Raw genomic sequence first — 23,586 nt, 5'->3', positions numbered from 1 at the left:
TCGTCGTCGGGCAGGGCGAAGCCGACGGGGGCTGCGTTCCTGCGCGCCGCCGCCTCGCCGCCCCTGGACTCCTTGGTCCACGTCGTCCGGATCCAATCGGGGATCCAGGACCGGGTGGGCACCGTCGTCACCGCCCTGCTCGGGCTCGCGGGCGTGGCCGTCACGATGATGCTCGGCGTGATCCTGGTCGAGCAGGCCAGGCCGCAGCCGGAGTACGGCAAGCCCGAGGCGATCCATGTCGGCATGTCCAAGTCGCGGGTCGAGGAGCTGACGTACGACAACATCGCGGTGCGCGCGGCGGCCGCGGGCCGCGAACCGGCCCGCCCGGCGGACGCGGCCGACTGCCTGTACTCCTTCGGCGACGACGAGGAGCTGTACCGGGCCAAGGGCCTCTTCCGGATCGCGCGCTACTGCTTCGACGCGCACCGGACCCTCATCAAGATCGACGACTTCACGGTGCCGCTGGTGGTCGAACCCTCGGCCACGCCCGCACCCGACCCGACCAGGGGGACCCCATGACGACTCCGAGGACTCCGGTACGTGTCCTGCTCGCCGACGACGAGGAGATGATCCGTCGCGGTGTGCAGCTGATCCTCAGCCATGCCGAGGGCATCGAGGTGGTCGCCGAGGCCGTCAACGGCGAGGAGGCGATCGCGCTCGCCGCCGAGCACCGCCCGGACGTCGCGCTCGTCGACATCCGTATGCCGGTGCTCGACGGCCTGGCCGCCGTCCCGCGGCTCGTCGCCCTCGACCCGGCGCCGCAGGTCGTCATGCTCACCACCTTCGGCGACGACCAGAACGTCGTACGGGCGCTGCGCGACGGCGCGACCGGGTTCCTGCTCAAGGACGAGGGCCCCCAGGAACTGATCAGCGCGGTCCGCGCCGCGGCCGGCGGCGACGCGGTCCTCTCCCCCGGCGTCACGGGCTCGGTCATCCGCCGCATGCTGACGGGCGGCGCCTCGCCCCCGTCCACCGCCGACCCCCGCCTCACCCAACTCACCGACCGCGAACGCGAGGTCCTCTCCATGCTCGGCCGCGGCCTGTCCAACGCGGACATCGCCCGCTCCCTGGGCATCGGAGTGGGCACGGTAAAGACCCACGTGGGCGCGATCCTGGACAAGACGGACTCGACGAGCAGGGTCCAGGCGGCGCTGCTCGCGCATCAGGCGGGGCTGGCCAACTGAGCCCGGGCCCTGAGGCACCGCACCCGGCAACGGCCCCGCACCCGAACACAAACCGACAACGACCTCTACCGCGAACCCCGCCCACCAGGTACGGTCGGCCCCAGTCCACCAAATGGACTACACCACCGCGGCAACCGCGAGGAACCCGCACCGGTGCAACCTTTACTCGGATCGTCCGGCACGTTCCTGCCGGTGAAGGGGGCCCTCACCATGGCCACTGTCTCGTTCAACAAGGCGACCCGTATCTACCCGGGTGGCGACAAGCCCGCCGTCGACCAGCTCGAACTCGACGTACAGGACGGCGAGTTCCTCGTCCTCGTCGGCCCTTCCGGCTGCGGCAAGTCCACCTCCCTGCGCATGCTCGCGGGTCTCGAGGACGTCAACGCGGGCTCGATCCACATCGGTGACCGCGACGTCACGCACCTGCCGCCGAAGGACCGGGACATCGCCATGGTGTTCCAGAACTACGCGCTCTACCCGCACATGACGGTCGCCGACAACATGGGCTTCGCCCTGAAGATCGCCGGCGTCCCGAAGGCCGAGATCCGACAGAAGGTCGAGGACGCGGCCAAGATCCTGGACCTCACCGAGTACCTGGGCCGCAAGCCCAAGGCCCTCTCCGGTGGTCAGCGCCAGCGTGTGGCGATGGGCCGCGCGATCGTGCGTGAGCCGCAGGTCTTCCTCATGGACGAGCCGCTGTCGAACCTCGACGCCAAGCTCCGCGTCTCCACCCGTACGCAGATCGCCTCGCTCCAGCGCCGTCTGGGCATCACGACGGTGTACGTGACCCACGACCAGGTCGAGGCCATGACCATGGGTGACCGTGTCGCGGTCCTCAAGGACGGTCTGCTCCAGCAGGTGGACTCGCCGCGCAACATGTACGACCGCCCGGCCAACCTCTTCGTCGCCGGCTTCATCGGCTCCCCGGCCATGAACCTGGTCGAGGTCCCGATCACCGACGGCGGCGTGAAGTTCGGCAACTCGGTGGTCCCGGTCTCCCGCGAGGCCCTCTCCGCCGCCGCCGACAAGGGCGACCGCACCGTCACGGTCGGTGTCCGCCCCGAGCACTTCGACATCGTCGAGCAGAACGGCGAAGCCGCCAAGTCCCTCTCCAAGGACACCGAGGACGCCCCGGCCGGTCTGGCCGTCACCGTCAACGTGGTCGAGGAGCTCGGCGCCGACGGTTACGTCTACGGCTCCGCCGAGGTGGCCGGCGAGCACCAGGACCTCGTGGTCCGCGTCAGCGGCCGTGCGGTCCCGGAGAAGGGCACGGTCCTGCACGTGGTCCCGCGCCCGGGCGAGACCCACGTCTTCTCGACCTCCTCCGGCGAGCGCCTCAGCGACTGACGCCGCCGGCTCCACGGAGTCACCAACTCACGGGAAAGGCCCCGCACTCAACGGTGCGGGGCCTTTCCCGTACGTATGCGAGAAGTCTCGCGAGTCGACAAATAGGCTGAAACACCGCCTATTTCGACCCCGTTCGTCAACACGGGATTCGAAAGCCGCCCTCGAACCATCCCTCGTTACGGTGACCAAATGTCGCCAAATCATCACCCACCGCTACTCTCACACGCGTGACGCACTCCAACTCCCACACGCCCCGGCGGCACCGGCAGGGCCCCGCCCGCCGCATCGGCCGCACCCTCGCCCTGGTACTCCCCGTGGTCCTGGTGCTCTCCGGCACCCTCGCGGTGGCGAGCGTCAACTGGACGGGCACCACGCCCTCGACGCTGACCACGGCCTCCGAGGACATCTCCAAGCCCGCCAAGTCCCGTGCCCCGCAGGATGTACTGCGGGACGTCCTCCTCGCCGAGCTGCAGGAGAAGGACCCGGGCATCGCGCTGACGCACCTCCAGCAGGAGGTCGACCGGCGGCCCTCGCTCGCCAAGCACTGTGTCTCGATCGCCCGCGCCCTCGGCCGCGCCGCGGTCCAGCACTACGGTCCCGCCCGCGCCCAGTCCTTCTCGCGCCCGGTCTGTGACACGGCGTTCGCGGCAGGTGTGGCCGAGACCTCCTGAGCGGAGACCGGCCCGAGGCTCGAGCCCTGCGCACGTCGGGGCTCGGGCCCCTGCACACGCCAGGGCTCGGGCCGTGGACAGGCCGGGCTCGGGCCGTGCATACGCCGGCTCGGGCCGTGGTCCTTGCGGGTGACCCGACAGCGGCCCGGCACAGCCCGCCGCATAAGGTGCGGCCATGACCACGACCGCGCCCAGCGCGACCCCGACCCAGGCTGTCGTTCTCGCCGGTGGACAGGGCTCGCGCCTTCGCCCGTACACCGACGACCGGCCCAAGCCGATGGTCGAGATTCCCGGCACGGGGACCCCGATCATCGGCCATCAGCTGACCTGGCTCGCCGAGGAAGGCGTCACCGACGCCGTCGTCTCGTGCGGCCATCTCGCCGAGGTCCTCCAGGACTGGCTGGCGACGGCCGATCTGCCGCTGAACGTGACGACGGTCGTCGAGAAGGAACCGCTGGGCCGCGGCGGCGGCCTCAAGTTCGCCGCCGCGCATCTGCCCCACCCCGACCAGGCCTGGTACGCCACCAACGGCGACATCTGGACCCGGTTCTCGCTGCGTGCGATGGCGGAGTTCCACACCGAGCGCGCCGCCACGGCGACCCTCGCGCTGGCCCGGCCGCGGATTCCGTGGGGTGCCGTGGAGACCGACTCCTTCGGTCACATCACCGACTTCATCGAGTCGCCCCCGACCTCGTACGAGATCAATGCGGGCGTCTACGTCTTCGCGCCCGAGTTCGCGGCGCTGCTGCCCGATGTGGGCGACCACGAGCGCACCACGTTCCCGCAGCTGGCCCGGGCGCGGCGGCTCGCCGGGTTCCCGATCCCGCAGGGTGCGTACTGGCGCGCCATCGACACGGCGAAGGACCTCACGGAGGCCGCGAAGGAGCTTGCCGCGCTGGGGCGTTGAGCCTTCCGAACGGAGTGGACCCCCGGCCACGGCCGGGGGTCCACTCCGTTCGCCGGGGTGTGATCAGGCGATGCGCGTACGGACCGTGGCCGTGTTGTTGGTGGTGACGGACTCAGGGGTCGGGGTGGTGGCGACGGCGTCGAACCGGACGTTGCCGCCGCCGTAGGACGGGCCTCGGCCGGCGATCTGCAGAGTCACGCTCCGGCCGGGCTCGAGCGGGCCGGTGGTGACCACGATCCGGCCGTCGACCAGCTGCGCGTCGGCGCTGCCCGCGCTGATGCGGTGGGCGCGGTGCTTGATGCCGTTGGGCAGGTCGGCGGTCGTGCGGACCTGCTGTGCCGTGGCACTTCCCGAGTTGGTGATCTCCACCGTCCACAACTGCTCCTGGCCGTGGTCGATGTGGGCCGGTCCGGACGCGGTGACGCGCACGTCGGCCAGCTGCTTCTCGGCCGGGACGCCGCCGCCCCAGGGCTTGCCGTAGTCCTGGTGGTACGTGTCGGTCCAGTTGTCGGCGTAACCGCCACCGTAGTTGTTCACCCAGACGTCGCCGTAGCCGCCGCCGTATCCCGCGGACGCGGGTGCCGCGGTCGCCAGGGTGCAGCCGGCGACGGCAGCGGTGACGAGCAGGGCGGCGACGCCGCGGCGGCGCGGGGTGCGGCTCAGCGTGGAGAACATGAGAAGACGGCCTCTCGGAGGTCGGGAACGGGAGAAATGAGGGCGCCGCCCGCGGACCACTCCGGGACGGCACGGATAAGCCTGGCTTAAACCCCGCCCCGCGCCCCACGCCAAAGGTCCTCGATCAAGCCCCTCTTGGTCCCGTACGACCCGACCACCGCCTCGGCCGAAAGGACGAGCCGACGCACCTTCGTACGCCGTCGGCAATCCCGGGTTGCCGACCTCCCACAGCCCTGTGTGTCAGACCCCAATGGCAGGCTGGCGGCACAACGAAGCGGGGGGGGGGAGATGCGCGGCTGTGATCTTCGACAGTCTTGAGGTGTCGTACGGCGAATTTTGGGATCCCTTGCAGGGAATGGCCCCTCCGGAACCGCTCTCGCGTGCGGTCGCGGAACGCAGACATGCTGCCGGGAAGGACTTCGCGGTGCTGCTGTCCGCGCGGGAGCGACCGCTGGCCCAGCTCGAATTCTGGCCGCGCCGGATGTGGCGGGTGTATCTGTTCGACGACAGGTCCTGGCGCACGCGGATGGTCGATCTCAAGCCGCACGGCACGGGGATGTTGTCGGCTCACTGGAGCATCCGATGGGAGTTCTCCGACGAGCAGGCGCACGCCGCCGGGAAGTGGGACGTCCAGGAGACCACGACTGTCTCGGACGACGGGCAGGTCGAGGTGAAGACCGAGTTCGCCGGACCGAGAGGAACGTCGACGCAGGCTCCGGCAGCCGGCCCGTCGGGCGTCCCCGTGCGGCGGCTCTCGGCGCCGGCCGAAAGCTTCCTCTGCCCCGCACCGGAATTCGGCGACTGGCAGGTGTTCGTTCCCCTCCTCGCCCAGCAGGGCCACGAGCCCGCCACGACCGTGGTCCTGAGCGAGGTGCCGGTGGCCGAAGGATCGGGGCCGCTGCGCGCCACCGGCATCGAGCGGCTGTTCCGTCCGGGGGCCTGCGACACCTCCGGTGGGCCGGCCGTCGTCGAGCAGGTGGACGCCGGACTGTTGCGGATCACGTCCGGGCAGCTGGCGGTCTCGGACCCCGGCTGGCTCGGAGACCTGCGGACGGTCGCTGTGCCATCGGGCGAGTTCCCGGTCACGCTGTCGATTCTGCGTACGTCACGCGGGGCCGATGTCGCCGCGGCCAAGGTGACGTTCCTGGACCTCCCGCCGCGCGAGTGGGACATGCTCCTCAGGCCCGACGAGGACCTGGGGCTGCTCGGCGGGGGCCAGTTCTACGGGGTGGGTGTGGATACCGGCACAGCGGCTTTCCTGGACGCGACACGGACGGTGGACGAAGACCGGCTGGACGAGGACGTGTTCCTGGCCGTCGACGGTCGCTTCACCGTGGAACTGCCCGGCACGGAGACCGAGCCGAACCTCATCGCCTTCCGTGCCGGCCAGGGCGACGGGTCCTACCCCGTCTGGATCGGCCGCACCGATGACGGACAGGTGGGGTGCGTCGTCGTCGACTTCCAGCTCCATTCCGCCGACGGGGAGAAGTAGGCAGCCGCCGACCATCGGCGCGACGCCGCTCCCTGTACGGCGAAGGGCCCGGCACAACCCGTGTGCCGGGCCCTTCCACGTACCGCCAAGCGATCTCAGCCGAGAAGACCGCCGATCAAACCAGGCTCCTCCGCGCCGCCGGAGCCGCCGCCCGAGCCACCGGGCTCGCCGGACGAGCCGCCCGAGCCGTCCGAGCCACCCGAGGTCGGGCCGCCGCTGGTCGCCGGCGGCTCGGGCTCCGACTGCTGGGGCGGGGCCTGGCCGGAACCGGCCGTCTCACTGGGCTGTTCCGCGCCCGCCGAGCCGGGCTCGCGCACCGACTCGGGCGTGGACGCGGAGTCGGACGGCGGCGCCGAAGTGGCGCCTTCCGTGGGCGACTTGGAGGACGAGGGACTGTCCTTCGCGTCGCGCCCCTCACGCGACTGGCTGGGGAGCGGCGAGCCGGGCAGTTCGTTGCGCGGCGGCTGGCCGGGGCCAGGCACCGTGACGGTCTGCGCGCTGCGCACCGCACCGCCGAGCAGGGCACCGAGCAGCAGCGTGGCACCGACGACGAACGTGCCGATGAGCAGCCCGCGGCGCAGCACCCGGCGGCGCAGCTCCCAGAGTTCGGAGCGCGGTCCGAGCGTGCGCCAGGCCTCGCTCGCGAGCCGGCCGTCCACCGAGTACACCGGGGCGCCCGCGATGATCAGCGGCGACCAGGCGGCCAGGTAGATGATGTCCGGCGCGTCGTACGCGGGGACGGTCTTCCAGCTGACGGTGACGAGCAGCGCCGCCGAGAGCAGCGCACCGATCACCGCCGCGACCCGCTGCCACAGACCGAGCACGGTCAGGACGCCGACGATCACCTGCAGGAAGGCGATGACGAGCCCGGCGCCGACCGGGTGCTGGAGCGCGAAGTCCCGCAGCGGTTCGGCGAGCGGCCAAGGGTGCAGCGAGTTCAGCCACTTGACCATCGAGCCGCGCTCTCCGCCGTCGAAGTAGACGGGGTCGCAGAGCTTGCCCAGGCCCGCGTAGATGGAGATGAAGCCGAGGAAGATACGCAGCGGGAGGAGGACGACGCCGAGGTTGAGCCGGCGTCCCGGGTAGTACGCGTGCCGGACGGAGTCGGCCCCGTGGCGCCGCGTACCGGCCTCGTCGTCCTCGTCGAACTCGTCGTCCTCGTACGGAGGTTCCGGCTGCGAGGGCCCTTCGCCCTCGGAGCGGAAGTACCCGTCGTAGGCGCTGTCGAAGGCGGAGACCGCCGGGATGAGCCGGGTCTCGTCGCCCTCGGGGTCGCGCGGCGCGACCACCTGCGGTGTCTCGACGGTCGCGTCGGGGTCGATGCCGTCGAGCCGGTCGAGTTCATCGACCTTGATCCGCGGGATGACCTGCGTGGCCGCTCCGTCGCCGAACTCCGCGGCTCCCTGCGCCACTTCGGCCCTGCGTGCCGCCTGCAGCAGGCCGGTGGCCGCGAGGTCGCCGGGCTCGCTCTTGCCGCTCCACACGACGGGCGCCCGGCGCCGTACGACGGAGGCGCCGGCGGCCGCGGGAATGAGGCCGGCGACAGAGGCGCCGGCGGCGATACGCGGGGATCGGGGCAGTTTCGCGCCAGGGAGCTGCACACGGAAGCTCGCGTGATTGACGATGACCTGCGCCGGGTCGCACGGGACCTTCACCATGCTCAGCGCGGGAGCGTCGTCGAATCCCGTACCGGGTGTTCTGGTGTCCACACTCATCTAACCGAGTGACGTCACCTTAGGACACTGCCTTGACCCCGAAGATCTGTCCGTGACCGGTCAAGATCTTTACCTGCGCGGGCCACGGACCCGCGTCGCCGGCTCAGCCGGCCGCGGTGTCGGGCCCTTGCAGCAGGCGCAGTTGGAGCATCAGCGCGAAACGTGACTCGGGGTCGGTCAGGTCGGCCCGGGCCACCTCGGCGACGCGCCGCAGCCGGTAGCGGAAGGTGTTCTGGTGGACGTACATGGCCGCCGCTGCCGCCGGTACGTCGCCGAAGGCGTTGAGCCAGGCCCGCAGCGTGTCGACCAGGTGGGCGTCATGGCCGCGGTCGTACGCGAGGAGGCGGGCGAGCGGTCCGTCGGCCCGGTCGCCGCGTTCGGCGGCCAGGTCGGCGAGGTCGAGCAGCAGCGCCTCGATGTGCACATCCGCGATCCGGGCCAGACGGCGCGGCCCGCCGCCGCTTCGCAGTACACGCAGGGCGCGGTCGGCACCTTCCCGGGAGCGGGCCAGTCCGCCGCCGTCCTCGGCGCAGGGACCGATGCCGATCAGCGGGCGAAGCCGGTCGCCGACGCGGCTGAGGAAGTCGGAGCCGACGCGTACCGCCCGCTCCTCGGCGTCACAGGGCACGGGCAGGATCCCGTACGCCACATCGCCGATGAGCCCGGTGGCGGCCCGCGGGTGCACCGCGCTCAGGTGCATCGCGAACGCGTCGGCCAGACGCTGCCGTTCGGCGGCGTGCCGTGCGTGCACGGCGGTGGAGCCCGACGCCTCGGGCGGGTCCGGTGCGGTCAGGGCGAGCACGACACCGCCGTGGTCGGCGAGGCCGAGCCGGGCCAGGGCCTCGGTGGCGCGCGGTCCGCCTTCGAGCACGGTGGCGACCAGGTCGGCGCGCAGCCGCCGCTCCACATCGGCGCCCGCGCGCTGCCGCAGCAGGTGCAGGGCCACGAGTTTCGCCGCGTCGTGCAGGGCCTGGGTGCGCTGGGCGTTGAGCGGGGTGCGCACGGCGGCCCAGATGGATCCGAGGAGTTCATCTCCGGCCCGTACGGCGATGGCGACGCGCGGGATGTGGAACTCCTCGGTCGCCGGGGGCTCCACGTGCACGGGCTGGTCGCCTCGGTAGAGCGCGCGGAAGACGCCCTGGTCCTCGAGGAAGCGGGTGAAGCGCTCCGGCACTTGGCGGCCCAGGACCGTCTCCACGCGGGAGGGGTCGGCCTCGTCCTGGCGCCCGGAGAACGCCAGGACGCGTGAGCTGCGGTCCTCGATGGTGACGGGGGCGTCGAGGAGCGCCGCGACCGCGTTGGCCACGGCGAACAGGTCGCCCGAGGGGATGCCGCCCAGGGTCTGCGGCCCCACGTCGCCGACGTCGTCCTCGGCGAGCAGCGAGCGGAGCATGGCGGCCAGTTGGGCCCAGGAGGCGCCACGGGTGAGGGCGAGCAGCGCGACGCCCGCCCGTCCGGCGGCCGCGGTCACGGCCGGGTCGGCGGGGGCGGGCGCGCGGACGACCAGGGCGACGGCGCCTGCCGCGCCGAGCTCGGTGAGCAGCCGTACGGTGTCGTCGGCGCTCCGCACACCGATGCCGAGCACCAGCGCCCGCCGGGGCAGCACCGGTTCGTCCAGCGGGTCGTGGATGACCACCCCGCCGATCGCGCCGGCGCCGGCCGGGTCGCCGCAGACGAGGTCGAGGAGGGTGGTGCCGAGGTCCTCGAGGACGCGCCCGAGGCCGGCCCGTGGACCCGGCCCGCCGTCGGAACCCCTGGTCATGGCCGTGTCGCGTCCGTAGGGACCGGTTTCATGGACCGGATTGTGGGCCGCCTCCCCCTGGATCTACAAGGGGCTGTCACAGGGAGATCCACTCGGTGCCCACCGTCACTTCCTCCAAGGCCTCGGGGACCGGGACCACCCCGAGGCCCGGCCCGGTGGGGACCGGCAGATGTCCGTCGTCCAGGACGAAGGGCTCGGTGATGTCGGTGCGGTAGTAGCGGTCGGAGGCCGAGGTGTCGCCCGGCAGCGTGAAGCCGGGCAGCGCGGCGAGCGCGACGTTGGCCGCGCGCCCGAGCCCGGTCTCCAGCATCCCGCCGCACCACACCGGCACCCCGTGCGCGCTGCACACGTCGTGGATCCGGCGGGCTTCGAGGTAGCCGCCGACCCGTCCGGGCTTGATGTTCACGATGGAGCAGGCGCCCAGGGTGATCGCCGCGGCGGCGGCGCGGGCCGAGGTGATGGACTCGTCCAGGCAGACGGGGGTGGTGATGGCCTTCGCGAGTGCGGCGTGACCGAGCAGGTCCTCCTCGTCGAGGGGCTGCTCGATCAGGAGCAGTCCGTACGGGTCGAGGCGGGCCAGATGCCGGGCGTCGGCGAGCGTGTAGGCGGTGTTGGCGTCGGCCTGGAGCAGCAGCTCGTCGCCGAAGTGCTCGCGTACCGCCCGTACGGGCTCGACGTCCCAGCCGGGCTCGATCTTCAGCTTGATGCGTACGTATCCGGCGTCGAGGTATCCGGCGACGGCTTCGAGCAGCTGCGGTACGGAGTCCATGATGCCGACGGACACCCCGCAGGGCACACGGTCGTGTACGGCGCCCAACTCCCGTGCCAGGGGGACCCCTTGGGTGCGCAGGTCGGCGTCCAGGACGGCCGTCTCCAGGGCGGCCTTCGCCATCCGGTGGCCGAGGTAGGGGGCGAGCGCGGGGGCCACGGCCGCCGCGTCGAGCTGTGCGCGGCCCGCGAGCGCCGGGACAAGGAAGCGGCGCAGCACGTCGGCGCAGCCCGCCACGTACTCCGAGGAGTACAGCGGCCCCTCCATCGCCACGCACTCGCCCCACCCTTCGGCCTCGGTGCCGACAGCCCGCAGGAGCAGCGCCGAGCGCTCGGTGAGCGTGCCGAAGGAGGTGCGGAAGGGCGCCACCAACGGCAGCCGGATCTCGCGGAGTTCGACCCCGGTGAGCTTCATGGTGCGTCCTTTCGTACGAGGAGATACCAGCCGGACCGTTCGAAGCCCGTCACCTGCCAGCCGTCGGCGAGCAGTCCGCCGAGTACGTCGCGTACGGCCGTGCGCCAGGACGCGGCCGCCGCCGGATCGGCGCGGCGCAGTGCCTCGATGTCCTCGGGGACGGCGACGCGGGCGTGTGGTGCGGTGACGGCTTGGGCGCGGGGCCGGCCGGAGGGTGTGACACCCAAGGCGACGGCTACGGGTTCGGCCACGGTCTCGCCGGGGCGTCGGCCGTGGCAGGCCGCGGCCACCTCGGGGGCGGTGAGCCGCCAGGTGACCAGGAGCCGGTCGGTGTCGTCGGCGCCGTTGATGCCGTCGTCCATCCGCCCGTAGAAGTTGGGCAGGTACTGCTCGGGCCGCGCGGCCAGCTTGCCCAGGTTGAAGTAGGCGTTGCGGCGCACCAGGGGGTCGAAGGTCCAGGAGACCTGGGTGGCACCGCGCTGCAGCGCCCAGGCGCGCTGGTGCGTCTTGAGGGCGAAGCCGACGCTGCGGCCGCGCATCCGGGCCGAGACGCCCGCGATATGACTGTGCAGCGCGCCGTCGGGCGGCGGCCCGAAGAAGCCGATGCAGGCGCCCACCAGCTGTTCGCCGTCGAACGCGCCCGCGACGTAACTGCCGGCCTTGTCCATCGCGCGCAGCAGCTCGGGAGTCACCAGGCCGTTCTCTCCGCCGGGTTTCCAGATGCCCTCGAAGAGGGCGCAGGCGGCGGCCAGTTCGGGCAGGGCGCTGATCGGCCGCACCCGGCAGCCGGCCGCGCGGGCCGCGCTGTCGGCCGCGGCCTGCGCGTCGGAGTACAGGCCGGTCTGCGGTACGGGTGCGACCAGGGGGATCTCGTTCATCGGCCGCTCCCGCCGTTCGCCGCCCGCCGGTCCGGCCCCGCGAGCACATCGGCCACGAGCGCGGTCAACAAGGCGGTACGGGTGGGCAGTTCGGCCACGACCACATGCTCGTCCTCGGCGTGCGCACCCCCGCCCACCGCGCCGAGCCCGTCGAGGGTGGGGATCCCGGCCCCGGCGGTGAAGTTGCCGTCCGACGCCCCGCCCACCGCGGCGGAGCCCGGTGCGCCGATGCCGAGCTGCCCGGCGAGCAGCACCGCGCGGCGGTACAGCGTGGCCGATGCGGACGCGTCCAGGGGCGGCCGGTTGGGGCCACCCGTCACTTCGATCGCCGCACCCGGGAGCCGGGGGCGGAGCGCCTTGAGCGCCAGGTCGACCCGCTCCTGTTCCGCCGCGTTCCGTACGCGGACGTCGACGGCGAACCTCCCCTCCGCGGGCACGGTGTTGGTGCTGGTACCGGCGGCCAGCAGGGTCGGGGTCACGGTGGTCCCGGCGGCGGGATCGCCCAGGGCGGCGACCGCGAGAATCTGGTGCGCGGTCTCCACGGCGGCGTTCACCCCGCGCTCGGGTTCGAGTCCGGCGTGCGCCGCCTTCCCGCGCAGCACCACCTCGTATCGCGAGACGCCTTTGCGCTCGGTCTTCAACGCCCCGCCGTCCGCGGACGCTTCGAGGACGAACGCGGCGGCACACCCCGCCGCCTCGGACTCGATGAGTTCCCTGGACGTCGGTGAACCGAGCTCCTCGTCGCCGGTGACCAGGAGGGTCACCCCGTCCGGGGTGCCGAGTGCGGCCAGCGCGTGGAGGGCCATCACCAGGCCCGTCTTCATGTCGAAGCAGCCGGGCCCGCGCAGCACACCGTCCCGCACCCCGAACGGGAGCCGGGCGAGGGTGCCTTGGGGCCACACCGTGTCGTGATGGCCCAGGACGAGCACGCGTCGTGGACCGTCGCCGAGGCGCCAGCGCAGGTGGGTGCGGCCGTCGAGGACGATCCGCTCGGGCTCCTGCCCGAGGTGGGCCGCCCCCATGGCGGCCACCACCTCGGCGGAGCGTGCGACCGCCGCGAGATCGGTCGACGGGGACTCGCAGGTCACCAAGTGCTCGATATCGGCGAGCAGCGCGGGCAGCGCCGCCCGGAAGCGGCCGACCGGTGCGGGGTCGTCGTGCAGCAGGTCCACGTCAGGACACCTTCGGGGTCGCGCGGACGCCGAAGTGCACATAGCGCTCGCCGGTCGGCAGGGAGTAGAAGGTCACCGGTGTCCAGGCGGCGGAGCCCGGGCGCCGGATCAGGAACACCTCGTCGGTGACCGGCACCAGGGCGAACTCCTCGACCGGTTCGGGCACGAGGGCGGCGAGCGGCCCGGTCACCGTCATCCGCAGCCGGGGCCCCTCCGCGTCGTCCAGGATCTCGATACGCGCACCCGCCCGCTCGTAGCAGCCGACGTGTGCGCTCAGATCCACCTCGACCGGTGCGGACGGCGGCGCGAGCGGCCGGGGCATCTCCACCCCGGCCAGCTCGGCGAAGATCTCCCGGAACAGCTCCAGATACAGATCGTGCGCACCCCCGCCGTTGGTGAGCAGCGTGACCGCGAGGTCCTGCTCCGGCAGCACCCGCAGGAACGCCGACTGTCCGAGGGTGTTGCCGTCGTGGCCGATCAGCCGGTGGCCGTCCCAGCCGAAGCGGATCCAGCCGAGCCCCCAGGAGTCGCCGAGGGTGTGCGCGTCCGGCAGCTTCACCTGCTCCTGGGTCATCGTGTGCGCGGCGCCCTCGGACAGCACCCGTGTGCCGTCGGGGGCGGAGCCGCCGGCCAGGTGCATCCGGGCAAAGGCCAGCACATCGGCGGCCGTCGCGGTGATCAGACCCGCGGGCCCCGCGGAACGGGCGAGGCCCCAGACCGGCACCGTACGCGGCTCCTCGCCGCCGCCCGCGGTATGCCCCATCGCGGCACGGAAGCGCAGAGCCTCCTCGGGCAGGGTGACGGTACGTTCCAGACCCAGCGGGGCGCACAGCCGCTCGCGCAGAGCCTGGTCCCAGCTCATGCCGGTGAGCTTCTCGATGACGCGGCCCGCGAGCACGTATCCGGAGTTGCAGTACGAGAAGGTCGCGCCGAGCGGATGGTTCTGCGCCGCCTCGTCGAGCCGGTCCGCGTACCGCTCCAGGCAGTCGTCACCGCGCCCGGTGTCGGTGAACACATCGCCGTCGATGCCGCTGGTGTGGGTGAGCAGGTGCCGCACCGTCACCTTCTGCGTGACCTGCGGATCGGAGAGCCGAAGCTCCGGAAGCACGTCGACGAGGGGCGCGTCGAGGTCGATGATCCCCTCGTCCGCGAGCTGCATCACCAAGGTGGCGGTCCACACCTTGGTGATCGAGCCGATCTGGAAGAGCGAGTCCTCGGTGGTCCCGACTCCGGTGTCCTTGTTGAGCACGCCGTGTGCGGCGAGGGCGAGCTGATCGCCGCGCGAGATACCCAGAACCGCACCCGGAACCCGGTGCCGGCCGGCCAGTTCGCCGAGCCTGCGCTGCCAGTGCGCGAGGTCCAGGGGCGCCCGGCGCCCGGCCGCGTGCTCCTCCACCCAGTCCACGATGCGGCGGCCCAGGTCGGTGCGGTGCGAGGGCGGTCCGTCCAGCAGGAACAGGTGCGAGCCGCCTGGGTAGAGCACCAGCCTTGTGGGCACGCCGCGTTCACGCAGCGCGGTGAACCACTGCTCGGCCTGCCCGGCCGGGCAGAGCTCGTCATCGGCTCCGTGCACGACGAGGGTGGGTGTGCGGACGTGCTCCACCCGTTCGTACGGGGAGAGTCCGGCGTAGTGCGTACGGTGCTGCCACGGCGGTCCGCCCAGTTCGGCGACCCCCAGCGCACGGGCCTCGTCGCTGGTGCCGCACATGCTGGTCAGATCGCTGACCACCCCGCCGGCGACGGCGGCGGCGAACCGGTCGTCGCGGCCGGTCAGATAGCAGGTCATATAGCCGCCGTAGCTGTACCCGGCGACCGCGAGCCGCCGCGGGTCGGCGACGCCCTCGGCGACCAGGACATCCAGCGGTTCGAGGAGGTCCTGCGCGTCGGCCCTCCCCCAGGCGCCGACGGCGGCGGTGAAGAACTCCTCGCCGTAGCCGTCGCTGCCCCGCGGGTTGAGCAGCAGCACCGACCAGCCGCGGTCCACGAGTTCCTGGTGGTAGAGGTGGATGGAGTCGGCGGCGGCGTTCCACGCGTTGTGCGGACCGCCGTGGATGTCGAGCAGCAGAGGTCCGGGGCCGGTACGGGCCGGATCGCGCAGCAGCCAGCCGTGCACGGTGGTGCCGTCCGAGACGGTGAACTCCCGTTCCTCGGGCGTGAAAAGCTCCACGTCCACGAGGCTCTCGCCGTGCGCGGTGAGGACCCGGGTGCGTCCGGTCGCCAGGTCGGCCATGACGATCTCGCCGTACGAGTCGGGCGTCGCGAGGACGAGCGCGGCGGTGGACCCGGCGGCCGAGACCCCGGAGACCACCTGTCCCGCGCCCGCCACGAGGGGCCGCGCCTCCCCGCGCGCGTCGAGGTCGTAAAGGTGGGTGCACCCCCGGTCGCGTACGCAGAACAGGACACCGTCGCCGGTGACTTGGGGCACCGCACCCGGATATCCGGGTCCGCCGGGCATCACGTTGCGGTCCAGCGCGACGGTGAGCTCGTCCGCCGGGCCGCCGTCGAGCGGGACCCGCAGCAGACCCGTGTGCCCGATCCGGGTGTCCTTGCGGCCGACGACCAGGAGGGCACTCCCGTCGGCGGTCCAGGTGACGGTGTGCGCCGGCCCCTCGCCGCTGCCCACGAGACGCGGTGCGGCGCCCGGCTCCTCCGCATCCACCACGTACGCCGCGCTGAGCAGCGTCAGATCCGCGTCGTCGCCGTACGCCGAAGTGAAGGCGAGCGTGCGCGAGTCCGGCGACCAGGCGGGAGCGCGCACGTCCCAGTCGCCGCGGGTGAGCTGACGGACGGTGCGGGTGCCCAGGTCGAGGACGTGCAGCTGGTCGCGTACCGCCCCCAACAGGCCCCGGCCGTCCGCCTTGTAGCCGAGCCGGTCCGTGACGACGGGAGCCGCGCCGCACGGGGCCCCCACCGGAGCCGTGAACGCGAGCGCCCTCCCGTCCGGGCTCCACACCGGCGCCCCCGCGCCCAGCGGCAGCTCCGTCACCGGCTCGGGCTCCCCGCCGCCGGCCGGAAGCAGCCACACCTGCCCCGGCCCGTCCCCGCCCCGCAGGAACGCGAGCCACCGCCCGTCCGGGGACCAGGCGGGCGCGGTGTCCGCAGGACCGCGGGTCAGCCGCCGCGCCGGACCGGCGCCGCTCGGCACCGTCCACAACTCCCGGTGATCCCGGTCGTGTTCACGGTCCGCCGTGCGCAGGACGTACACCACGCGGGTGCCGTCCGGGGAGAGGGCGGGCTGCTCCGGCAGCGCGATGGCGTACAGGTCGTCGATGCCCAGGCGTCGTGTCATGAGGGGTTCTCCCCTGCCGGACCACGTGGTCATGCGGATCCCCACCTCCGAGGCTGCGAACCGTGCTGCCCGGAAGGTAAAGCAGGAGACCTGGCCGGATCTTCGTCGTCCGCACCAAGGAGAGGCGGCCCTTTTGGTCGCCTCGGACGAACGAGGGCGCGAGGCTTGTCCGACAGCCCCGCGCCCTCAAGTCCGCTGTCCACAGCGTGAGATGGCATTGCCGCGACGTGGGATACATGCCAGCATCCGCGCCATGCCGCGTCAGCTCATTATCAGCTGCAGCGTGCCGGCACCGAGGTGATCCGGGGGCGACCCCCTCCGATCGACCCGCCGCCGCACGCAGACCTCTCGCATCCCGCGAGGGGTCTTTTTGCTTTCCCAGCCGACCGGCTTCCCGGCCCGACTCGCTTTCCCAGCCACCCCGATACGAGGAAGCACCCGCCATGACGTCAGAGGAACTGTCACCGCAGGACCCGGCCTCGCGCCTCACCGTGACCCTCCGCCACACCCGCGAGGGTCTCGGCCGGGTCGTCGCGACCCTGCGCTCCGTACCGGTGAGCGAGCTGACCTACCGGGTGTCCGAGGACGCCCGCGCCACCGCCGAGATCGTGCTCGCACCGGCCGACGCGCCCCGGGCCCGCAAACGGCTCGACCGCATGGTGGACGTCCTTGCGGTCACGGAGTCGCCCACTATGGCGACCCCGTAACCGCGCAAGGGCTCAGCCCCTGCGCCGAGCCGCCTCGTACAGCACGACGCCCGCCGCCACACCGGCGTTCAGGGACTCCGCACCGCCGGGCATCGGGATGCGCACGAGGTAGTCGCAGGTCTCGCCGACCAGGCGGGACAGGCCCTTGCCCTCGCTGCCGACCACGATCACGACCGGGCCTTCAAGGGCCTCCAGGTCACCGACCTTGTGCTCACCGTCGGCCGCGAGACCCACGATCGTCAGGCCCGCCTTCTGGTACGCCTCGAGGGCGCGCGTCAGGTTCGAGGCACGGGCCACGGGCGTACGGGCCGCGGCACCGGCCGAGGTCTTCCACGCGCCGGCCGTCATACCGGCCGCACGGCGCTCGGGCACGACCACGCCGTGTCCGCCGAACGCGGCGACGGAACGGACGACAGCACCGAGGTTGCGCGGGTCGGTGATGCCGTCGAGCGCGACGATCAGCGGCTGCTCGCCCACGTCGAAGGCCGCGGCGGCCAGGTCCTCGGGGTGCGCGTACTCGTACGCCGGGACCTGGAGCACCATGCCCTGGTGGTTGAGCCCGTTCGTCATGCGGTCGAGCTCGGGCCGCGGCGCCTCCATGAGGTGGATGCCGCCGCGCTCCTGCGCGAGGCTCAGGGCGTCGCGTACGCGCTCGTCGTTGTCGATGAACTGCTGCACGTACAGCGTCGTCGCCGGTACGCCGTCACGCAGCGCCTCATACACGGAGTTGCGACCGACGACCAGCTCCGACTGCCCCTTGCCGCCGCGCCGGGCGACGGGCTTGCGGGCGGCCTGCTTGGCCTTGGCGTTGGCGATGCGGTTCTTCTTGTGCTTCTTGCGCATCTCGGCGGGCGGCGTCGGGCCCCGGCCCTCGAGACCGCGGCGCCGCTTGCCACCGCTGCCGACCGTCGCACCCTTCTTGTTACTGGTGCGACGGTTCCTGCGCTGGCTGTTCCCGGCCATGACCTACCTGTTTCTGCGTATCTGAAGCATGAAGTTCGTATATGAAGTGTGCCGCCCGGCGGACCGGGCGGCACATCTAGCGCTTGATCAGCGCGGACCGAGCGTCCAGCGCGGCCCGTCGGGACCGTCCTCGATCACGAGGCCCGACTGGTTGAGCTGATCGCGGATGGCGTCCGCCGCGGGCCAGTCCTTACGGGCCCGTGCCGACTCGCGCTGCTGGAGCACCAGGCGTACGAGGGTGTCGACGACGCCGTGGAGGTCCTCGCCGCGGTCCGACTCCCCCGCCCAGTGCGCGTCCAGCGGGTCGAGGCCGAGGACGCCGAGCATGGCCCGCACCTCGGCGAGGCGCGCGACGGCGGCTTCCTTGTCGTCGGCGGCAAGGGCGCTGTTGCCCTGGCGGACCGTGGTGTGCACGACGGCGAGCGCCTGCGGCACGCCCAGGTCGTCGTCCATGGCCTCGGCGAATGCGAGCGGCACCTCGGCCGCGGGCTCGACAGGGCCCCCGGCCTTCTCGACGACGCGCTGCACGAAGCCCTCGATCCGCGCGAACGCGGACTCGGCCTCGCGCAGGGCCTCCTCGCTGTACTCGATCATCGAGCGGTAGTGCGGGGTGCCCAGGTAGTAGCGCAGCACGATCGGCCGCCACGCCTTGACCATCTCGGACACGAGCACCGAGTTGCCCAGCGACTTCGACATCTTGTCGCCGGCCATGGTCACCCAGGCGTTGTGCAGCCAGAACTTGGCGAAGTCATCGCCGTACGCCTTGGCCTGGGCGATCTCGTTCTCGTGGTGCGGGAAGATCAGATCGAGCCCGCCGCCGTGGATGTCGAACGCGGAGCCCAGGTACTTGTGGGCCATCGCCGAGCACTCCAGGTGCCAGCCCGGACGGCCGCGGCCCCACGGGGACTCCCAGTCGGGCTCGCCCGGCTTGGTCGCCTTCCACATGGCGAAGTCACGCGGGTCGCGCTTGCCGGTGATGCCTTCCTCGGCCGGCTGCAGCAGATTGTCCAGCTCCTGGTTGGACAGCTCCAGGTAGCCGGGGAAGGACCGCACGTCGAAGTAGACGCTGCCGTCCGCCTCGTACGCGTGCCCGCGCTCGATCAGGCCGCGCATCATCTCGACCATCTCGGTGATGTGGCCCGTGGCCCGCGGTTCGTAGGTGGGCGGCAGGCAACCGAGCGCGGTGTAGCCGTCGTTGAACGCGCGCTCGTTCTCGTACCCGATCGACCACCACGGGCGGCCCTGCTCGGCGGCCTTCGCGATGATCTTGTCGTCGATGTCCGTGACATTGCGGATGAAGGTCACGTCATAGCCGCGGTACGTGAACCAGCGGCGCAGGATGTCGAAGTTGAGCCCCGACCTGATATGCCCGATGTGCGGGGCGGCCTGCACGGTCGCGCCACAGAGGTAGATCGAGACACAGCCCGGCGTGAGCGGGGTGAAGTCACGGATCTGCCGGGCGCTGGTGTCGTACAGGCGAATAGTCACGACATCAAGGGTAGTGGGCGCCGGGCAGTGCCCCGCGACCGTTACGGGGCCGCGGGACAACATTGTGATACGGAGCGGCTCAGATCCGGCCGACGACCTTGCGCGGAGTGACCCGGACGACCACGCGCGGGGCGTCCTGGGCCGAGGCCGGGTTGAACTCGGCGTACTTCTTGCCGACGTACTTCAGCGCCAGCTCGTCGATCAGCTCCTGACCGCCCTCTTGGGTCATCTCGGCGGTGCCGCGGATCTCGGCATAGCTGTACGGGGCGTCGAAGGGCTGCACGACGATGCTGAGCCGCGGGTCACGGCGCAGGTTCTTCTCCTTCTGCCGCCCGAGCGTCGTGGAGAAGAGGAGGTCGTCGCCGTCCCGCTTCACCCAGACCGGCGACACCTGAGGACTGCCGTCGGGCTGGATGGTGGCGACGGTGATGAAGACGGGGGTGTCGAGCAGTGCCTTGAGCTCGGCGGAGAGTTCGGCGGACATGGGGGCCTCCGGTGCGGTCGGGTACTCGTTGACTCCGCAACGACTACCCGAACCTGACGCCTGCATCCAGGTACCGCGCCGCTCCCAGCCCCTCAGACCCGGACCACAAGCGCCGTCGCGATCGCCGCCAGACCCTCGCCGCGCCCGGTGAAGCCGAGACCGTCCGACGTGGCGGCGGACAGCGACACCGGCGCACCCGCCGCGGCCGACAGCACCTTCTGGGACTCCTCCCGGCGCTTGCCGATCTTCGGGCGGAGGCCGACGACCTGCACGGCGACGTTCCCGATCTCGAAGCCCGCCGCGCGCACGATCCGCGCCGCCTCCGTCAGAAGCGTGACGCCCGAGGCGCCGGACCACTCGGGCCGCCCCGTGCCGAAGTGCTGACCGAGATCACCGAGCCCGGCCGCCGAGAACAGCGCGTTGCACGCCGCGTGCGCCACGACATCGGCGTCGGAGTGCCCCTCGAGCCCCGGCCCGGAGCCCTCCCACAGCAGCCCGCCGACCCACAGCTCACGGCCCTCTTCCGCCGAGAACGCGTGAATGTCCGTACCGATGCCGACCAGCGGCAGACCGGCGATACGGGGGGTCTCAGAAGCCATCGTTCTTCCTCCTGCGCGCGAGCACGGCCTCGGCAAGCACCAGATCCAGCGGACGCGTCACCTTGAACGCCTCCTCGTGCCCGGGCACCACGACGACCGGCAGTCCCAGCTGCTCGACCATGCTCGCGTCATCGGTCACGTTCTCCGTGACGGTCTCGTGCGCCCGTACGAGCGTGCCGCGGTCGAAGCCCTGCGGAGTCTGCACCGCGCGCAGCCGGGCGCGGGCCGGCGTGGACAGCACCGGCTCGGGACCGTCGGCGCGGGGCTCGACCTCCTTGACGGTGTCGGCGAGCGGCAGCGCGGGGACGACGGCGACCGCCCCGTCCCGTACCGCCTCGATCACCGCGTCGACCGTGTCGACCGGCACGAGCGGACGGGCGGCGTCGTGCACGAGCACCGTGTCGTAGCCGGGCGGCAGCGCGTCGATACCGGCCTTCACGGAGTCCTGGCGGTTCTCGCCGCCGGGCACGACAAGGAAGTCGGTGCGCTCGGGCAGTGTGTGCGCGTCGAGCAGCGTCTTGACCTCGGCGGCGCCGTCCGGCGGGGCGACCACGACGACCAGGGAGACGGCACGGGACGCGGCCATGGCGCGTACGGCGTGGATGAGCATCGGCGTACCGCCGAGTGTGCGCAGCGCCTTCGGGGCGCCGGGTCCCAGGCGCACTCCGCGGCCGGCAGCGGGGATGACCGCGGCGGTACGGGCGGCGCCGGGCGCACTCGGGGGAGCTTGAGTCGTTTCGTCTGACATCAGGTCCGCGTTCAGGTTTGTGTCCTCGGGGGACATGGGTATGGCCACACCGTGCCGGGCGCGACGCCTTGACCGCGACCCCTTCCGTGACACGCGGTCGAGCACCTGGGCGCCAGTGCCCGGGCCCGGCACACATCAACAGCGGGAGCATTGCGGCGGCGCCCGGTTGCGCACTGCGCAGTTCCGAAACGCCGACAAGCATGCCGCAGTGCCCGGCGGCACGGTCTGGGACCGGCCAGCGGGCACCGCGGCATCATTGTGCAGGTCGCAGCACGCCTACGACCTGTTGGGGCGATCAGTGATCCCCCCGACTCTTGGCGTCAGGACGCGAGGACCTCGTCGAGCAGGGCCTCGGCCTTGTCCTCATTGGTGTTCTCCGCGAGCGCGAGCTCGCTCACCAGGATCTGGCGCGCCTTCGCGAGCATGCGCTTCTCGCCGGCCGAGAGGCCACGCTCACGCTCACGCCGCCACAGGTCACGTACGACCTCGGCGACCTTGATGACATCACCCGAGGCAAGCTTCTCGAGATTCGCCTTGTAACGCCGGGACCAGTTGGTGGGCTCTTCGGCATACGGTGCGCGAAGCACCTCGAAGACCCGGTCGAGTCCGTCCTGACCGACAACGTCGCGCACGCCGACGAACTCCGCATTGTCCGCTGGCACACGAACAGTCAAGTCGCCCTGGGCGACCTTCAGCACCAAGTAGGTCTTGTCCACGCCTTTGATCTGGCGAGTTTCGATGGCCTCGATCAGCGCGGCCCCGTGATGGGGATAGACCACGGTGTCGCCAACCTTGAACGTCATGTGACAGGTACCCCTTCCGTGGCTATCCAGGGTAACACGGAAACGGCGGGTTCTGAATGGCGTTTTCGCAGGTCAGGGCATATCTCGGGGCTTGACAACAGCAACAGGAACGTGCTGCGGAGCCTTTGTGGAGGCAGGTATTCGCAGGTCGGAGCGGCTGTTCAGGGAAGCCGAAACGCGTACGTTACAGAGCCCCGGAGCGCCACCCAAGAGGTCGAACGTCCCGGTTTGCGCACGTCCGGACAGCCGGGTTCCGCTACTCCGTTCGGTGAGTCGAGAGACGTACGAGAGTGATGTGACGGGTGATGCGACGGCCGTTGTGACAGCCGATGTGACGGCAATCCGAATTGATCTTTACCGCTCTCGATACCGCCGCCGATCCGCCCTCGAAACCGCCCTCGATACTGCCGCGGTGATCAATTACCGGCGGTCTTCCAGGGGCTTCTCGCCGGTCCCCTATTCGTTACCGGAGAATTCACGGCGCCGCACGCGTGGGGAATATGTGAAATCCGGACCAAATCTCGTCGCCGAACTCCCGGGCACCCGGGCGCCGATGACCTGCACGGGCAAGGGGGCGGGTCGGGTGCGGCGGTCCGACAGCCGGTCGGTAACCTAAGCGCGCTGACAGACTTTTAGGACGGCTTTACGGCCGTCCGTACCGGCACCATCGTCCGTCCCGCCCCTCGCTACAAGGAGTTGCGCCCGCCGTGAGCCGCAGCCTTCGACGCGGCGCCATCGCCGCCACCGCCCTCGCGTTCTCGATCGCCACGCTGGCCGCGTGCGGTGCCGGCAACGACGCCCAGACCCTCGGCGTCCGCCCGGACAACGCCGCGACCTCCGTCGACGACGGCAAGGTCAAGATCCAGAACGCGGTGGTCATCACCCAGCCCGACCTGGAGTCGACCGGCCCCGCCGCGATCTCGGCGACGATCTTCAACAACGGCGCGACGGACCAGACCCTCGAGTCCATCAAGATCGACGGCACCGCCAAGGAGGCCGAGCTCAAGCCGGCCAAGGGCGGCTCGCTGACGGTCCCGGCCGGCGGCTCGCTGGTCATCGGTGGCAAGGACAACGCCACCGCGATGCTCCCCAGCAGCCGTGAGGCGGTGAAGGACGGCAACGCGCAGAAGGTGACCTTCACCCTGAGCGAGACCGGCGACATCACGATGAAGACCTTCGTCGTCCCGGCCACGAGCTACTTCAGCGAGTGGGGTCCGGAAGAGGTCCCCGAGGCCCCGGCGGGCGGCGGTGCCTCCGAGTCCGCCACTCCCACCGGCGGCGCGTCCGCGACCGAGGGCGCCACCGGCGAGCCCACCGACGGCGCGTCCGAGAGCGCGGGCGGCCACGGTGCCGAGGGCACGGGCACAGACGGCCACGGCACGACGGGTGAGCCGGCGGACGGTGCGTCCGAGAGCGCCACGACCCACTGACCGGCGTACAGCAGCGAAAGGGGGCGCCCGCCGACAAGGCGGGCGCCCCCTTTCACGTACGGATGCGGTCCACGGACCTAAGGCCGGGC

General features: G+C 71.6%; 20 protein-coding genes and 1 pseudogene. 8 read left to right on the top strand and 13 right to left on the bottom strand.

What is annotated here, in order from left to right; all coding sequences use genetic code 11:
• The 5 genes and pseudogenes from ABT367_RS26260 to ABT367_RS26240 all read left to right on the top strand — a co-directional run.
• Positions 1-519: pseudogene (locus ABT367_RS26260) on the top strand (hypothetical protein); the annotation flags it as partial.
• Complete coding sequence (locus tag ABT367_RS26255) at positions 516-1,184, top strand: response regulator transcription factor (RefSeq protein ID WP_352255561.1); 669 nt, start codon at positions 516-518, stop codon at positions 1,182-1,184. The pseudogene ABT367_RS26260 and the gene ABT367_RS26255, both read left to right, overlap by 4 nt.
• A gap of 210 nt (positions 1,185-1,394) precedes the next feature.
• The gene (locus ABT367_RS26250; RefSeq protein ID WP_352255560.1) at positions 1,395-2,531 is read left to right on the top strand and encodes an ABC transporter ATP-binding protein; all 1,137 of its coding nucleotides are present in this window, start codon (positions 1,395-1,397) and stop codon (positions 2,529-2,531) included.
• Positions 2,532-2,758: 227 nt separating this feature from the next.
• Positions 2,759-3,202, top strand: a complete 444-nt coding sequence (locus ABT367_RS26245) for a hypothetical protein (protein WP_352255559.1) — start codon at positions 2,759-2,761, stop codon at positions 3,200-3,202.
• 175 nt (positions 3,203-3,377) lie between these two features.
• Positions 3,378-4,109: a nucleotidyltransferase family protein gene (locus ABT367_RS26240; RefSeq protein WP_199552194.1), complete on the top strand. Its 732-nt coding sequence runs from the start codon at positions 3,378-3,380 to the stop codon at positions 4,107-4,109.
• A gap of 63 nt (positions 4,110-4,172) precedes the next feature.
• Here ABT367_RS26240 and ABT367_RS26235 read toward each other — a convergent pair whose 3' ends face one another.
• Positions 4,173-4,784 (bottom strand): hypothetical protein, encoded by a 612-nt coding sequence (locus ABT367_RS26235; RefSeq protein WP_352255558.1) that lies wholly within the window; start codon positions 4,782-4,784, stop codon positions 4,173-4,175.
• A gap of 355 nt (positions 4,785-5,139) precedes the next feature.
• Between ABT367_RS26235 and ABT367_RS26230 the strand changes: the two genes are divergently transcribed.
• Positions 5,140-6,276 carry a DUF4241 domain-containing protein gene (locus tag ABT367_RS26230; RefSeq protein WP_352255557.1) on the top strand — a complete coding sequence of 379 codons (1,137 nt, stop codon included), beginning with the start codon at positions 5,140-5,142 and terminating at the stop codon, positions 6,274-6,276.
• A gap of 95 nt (positions 6,277-6,371) precedes the next feature.
• Here the strand turns inward: ABT367_RS26230 and ABT367_RS26225 are convergent, their stop codons facing one another.
• The 6 genes from ABT367_RS26225 to ABT367_RS26200 all read right to left on the bottom strand — a co-directional run bounded on the left by ABT367_RS26225 (position 6,372) and on the right by ABT367_RS26200 (position 16,275).
• On the bottom strand, positions 6,372-7,991 hold the full coding sequence (locus tag ABT367_RS26225; protein ID WP_352255556.1) for a DoxX family protein: 1,620 nt from the start codon (positions 7,989-7,991) through the stop codon (positions 6,372-6,374).
• 103 nt (positions 7,992-8,094) lie between these two features.
• Entirely contained in the window at positions 8,095-9,753 is a 1,659-nt protein-coding gene (locus ABT367_RS26220; RefSeq protein WP_352255555.1) for a PucR family transcriptional regulator, read from the bottom strand.
• A 76-nt stretch (positions 9,754-9,829) separates the two neighbouring features.
• Positions 9,830-10,936 (bottom strand): o-succinylbenzoate synthase, encoded by a 1,107-nt coding sequence (menC, locus tag ABT367_RS26215; protein ID WP_352255554.1) that lies wholly within the window; start codon positions 10,934-10,936, stop codon positions 9,830-9,832.
• Complete coding sequence (locus ABT367_RS26210; RefSeq protein ID WP_352255553.1) at positions 10,933-11,814, bottom strand: GNAT family N-acetyltransferase; 882 nt, start codon at positions 11,812-11,814, stop codon at positions 10,933-10,935. Before ABT367_RS26210 ends, menC begins: the two co-directional genes overlap by 4 nt.
• On the bottom strand, positions 11,811-12,926 hold the full coding sequence (locus ABT367_RS26205; protein WP_434975540.1) for a M20 family metallopeptidase: 1,116 nt from the start codon (positions 12,924-12,926) through the stop codon (positions 11,811-11,813). Before ABT367_RS26205 ends, ABT367_RS26210 begins: the two co-directional genes overlap by 4 nt.
• 61 nt (positions 12,927-12,987) lie before the next feature.
• Complete coding sequence (locus ABT367_RS26200; protein ID WP_352255551.1) at positions 12,988-16,275, bottom strand: serine hydrolase; 3,288 nt, start codon at positions 16,273-16,275, stop codon at positions 12,988-12,990.
• Positions 16,276-16,718: 443 nt separating this feature from the next.
• Between ABT367_RS26200 and ABT367_RS26195 the strand changes: the two genes are divergently transcribed.
• Entirely contained in the window at positions 16,719-16,982 is a 264-nt protein-coding gene (locus tag ABT367_RS26195) for a hypothetical protein (RefSeq protein WP_352255550.1), read from the top strand.
• 12 nt (positions 16,983-16,994) lie between these two features.
• Here the strand turns inward: ABT367_RS26195 and rlmB are convergent, their stop codons facing one another.
• The 6 genes from rlmB to ABT367_RS26165 all read right to left on the bottom strand — a co-directional run bounded on the left by rlmB (position 16,995) and on the right by ABT367_RS26165 (position 22,067).
• The gene (rlmB, locus tag ABT367_RS26190; protein WP_352255549.1) at positions 16,995-17,945 is read right to left on the bottom strand and encodes a 23S rRNA (guanosine(2251)-2'-O)-methyltransferase RlmB; all 951 of its coding nucleotides are present in this window, start codon (positions 17,943-17,945) and stop codon (positions 16,995-16,997) included.
• A gap of 87 nt (positions 17,946-18,032) precedes the next feature.
• Positions 18,033-19,433, bottom strand: a complete 1,401-nt coding sequence (gene cysS, locus ABT367_RS26185) for a cysteine--tRNA ligase (protein WP_352255548.1) — start codon at positions 19,431-19,433, stop codon at positions 18,033-18,035.
• Between the two features lie 79 nt (positions 19,434-19,512).
• Positions 19,513-19,917, bottom strand: coding sequence for a PPOX class F420-dependent oxidoreductase (locus tag ABT367_RS26180; protein ID WP_352255547.1), 405 nt, complete (start codon positions 19,915-19,917; stop codon positions 19,513-19,515).
• 92 nt (positions 19,918-20,009) lie between these two features.
• Positions 20,010-20,516 carry a 2-C-methyl-D-erythritol 2,4-cyclodiphosphate synthase gene (ispF, locus tag ABT367_RS26175; protein ID WP_352255546.1) on the bottom strand — a complete coding sequence of 169 codons (507 nt, stop codon included), beginning with the start codon at positions 20,514-20,516 and terminating at the stop codon, positions 20,010-20,012.
• The gene (ispD, locus tag ABT367_RS26170; protein WP_352255545.1) at positions 20,506-21,264 is read right to left on the bottom strand and encodes a 2-C-methyl-D-erythritol 4-phosphate cytidylyltransferase; all 759 of its coding nucleotides are present in this window, start codon (positions 21,262-21,264) and stop codon (positions 20,506-20,508) included. Before ispD ends, ispF begins: the two co-directional genes overlap by 11 nt.
• Positions 21,265-21,584: 320 nt before the next feature.
• Positions 21,585-22,067: a CarD family transcriptional regulator gene (locus ABT367_RS26165; protein ID WP_003953493.1), complete on the bottom strand. Its 483-nt coding sequence runs from the start codon at positions 22,065-22,067 to the stop codon at positions 21,585-21,587.
• Between the two features lie 707 nt (positions 22,068-22,774).
• Here ABT367_RS26165 and ABT367_RS26160 point away from each other — a divergent pair.
• On the top strand, positions 22,775-23,497 hold the full coding sequence (locus ABT367_RS26160; protein WP_352255544.1) for a DUF461 domain-containing protein: 723 nt from the start codon (positions 22,775-22,777) through the stop codon (positions 23,495-23,497).
• Positions 23,498-23,586: the final 89 nt, after the last annotated feature.

Origin of the sequence: Streptomyces mesophilus (assembly GCF_040300965.1) — a bacterium.
GTDB lineage: Bacteria > Actinomycetota > Actinomycetes > Streptomycetales > Streptomycetaceae > Streptomyces > Streptomyces mesophilus_A.
Note: the sequence above shows the minus strand (reverse complement) of the source record. Positions and strands in the feature narration are given on the sequence as shown.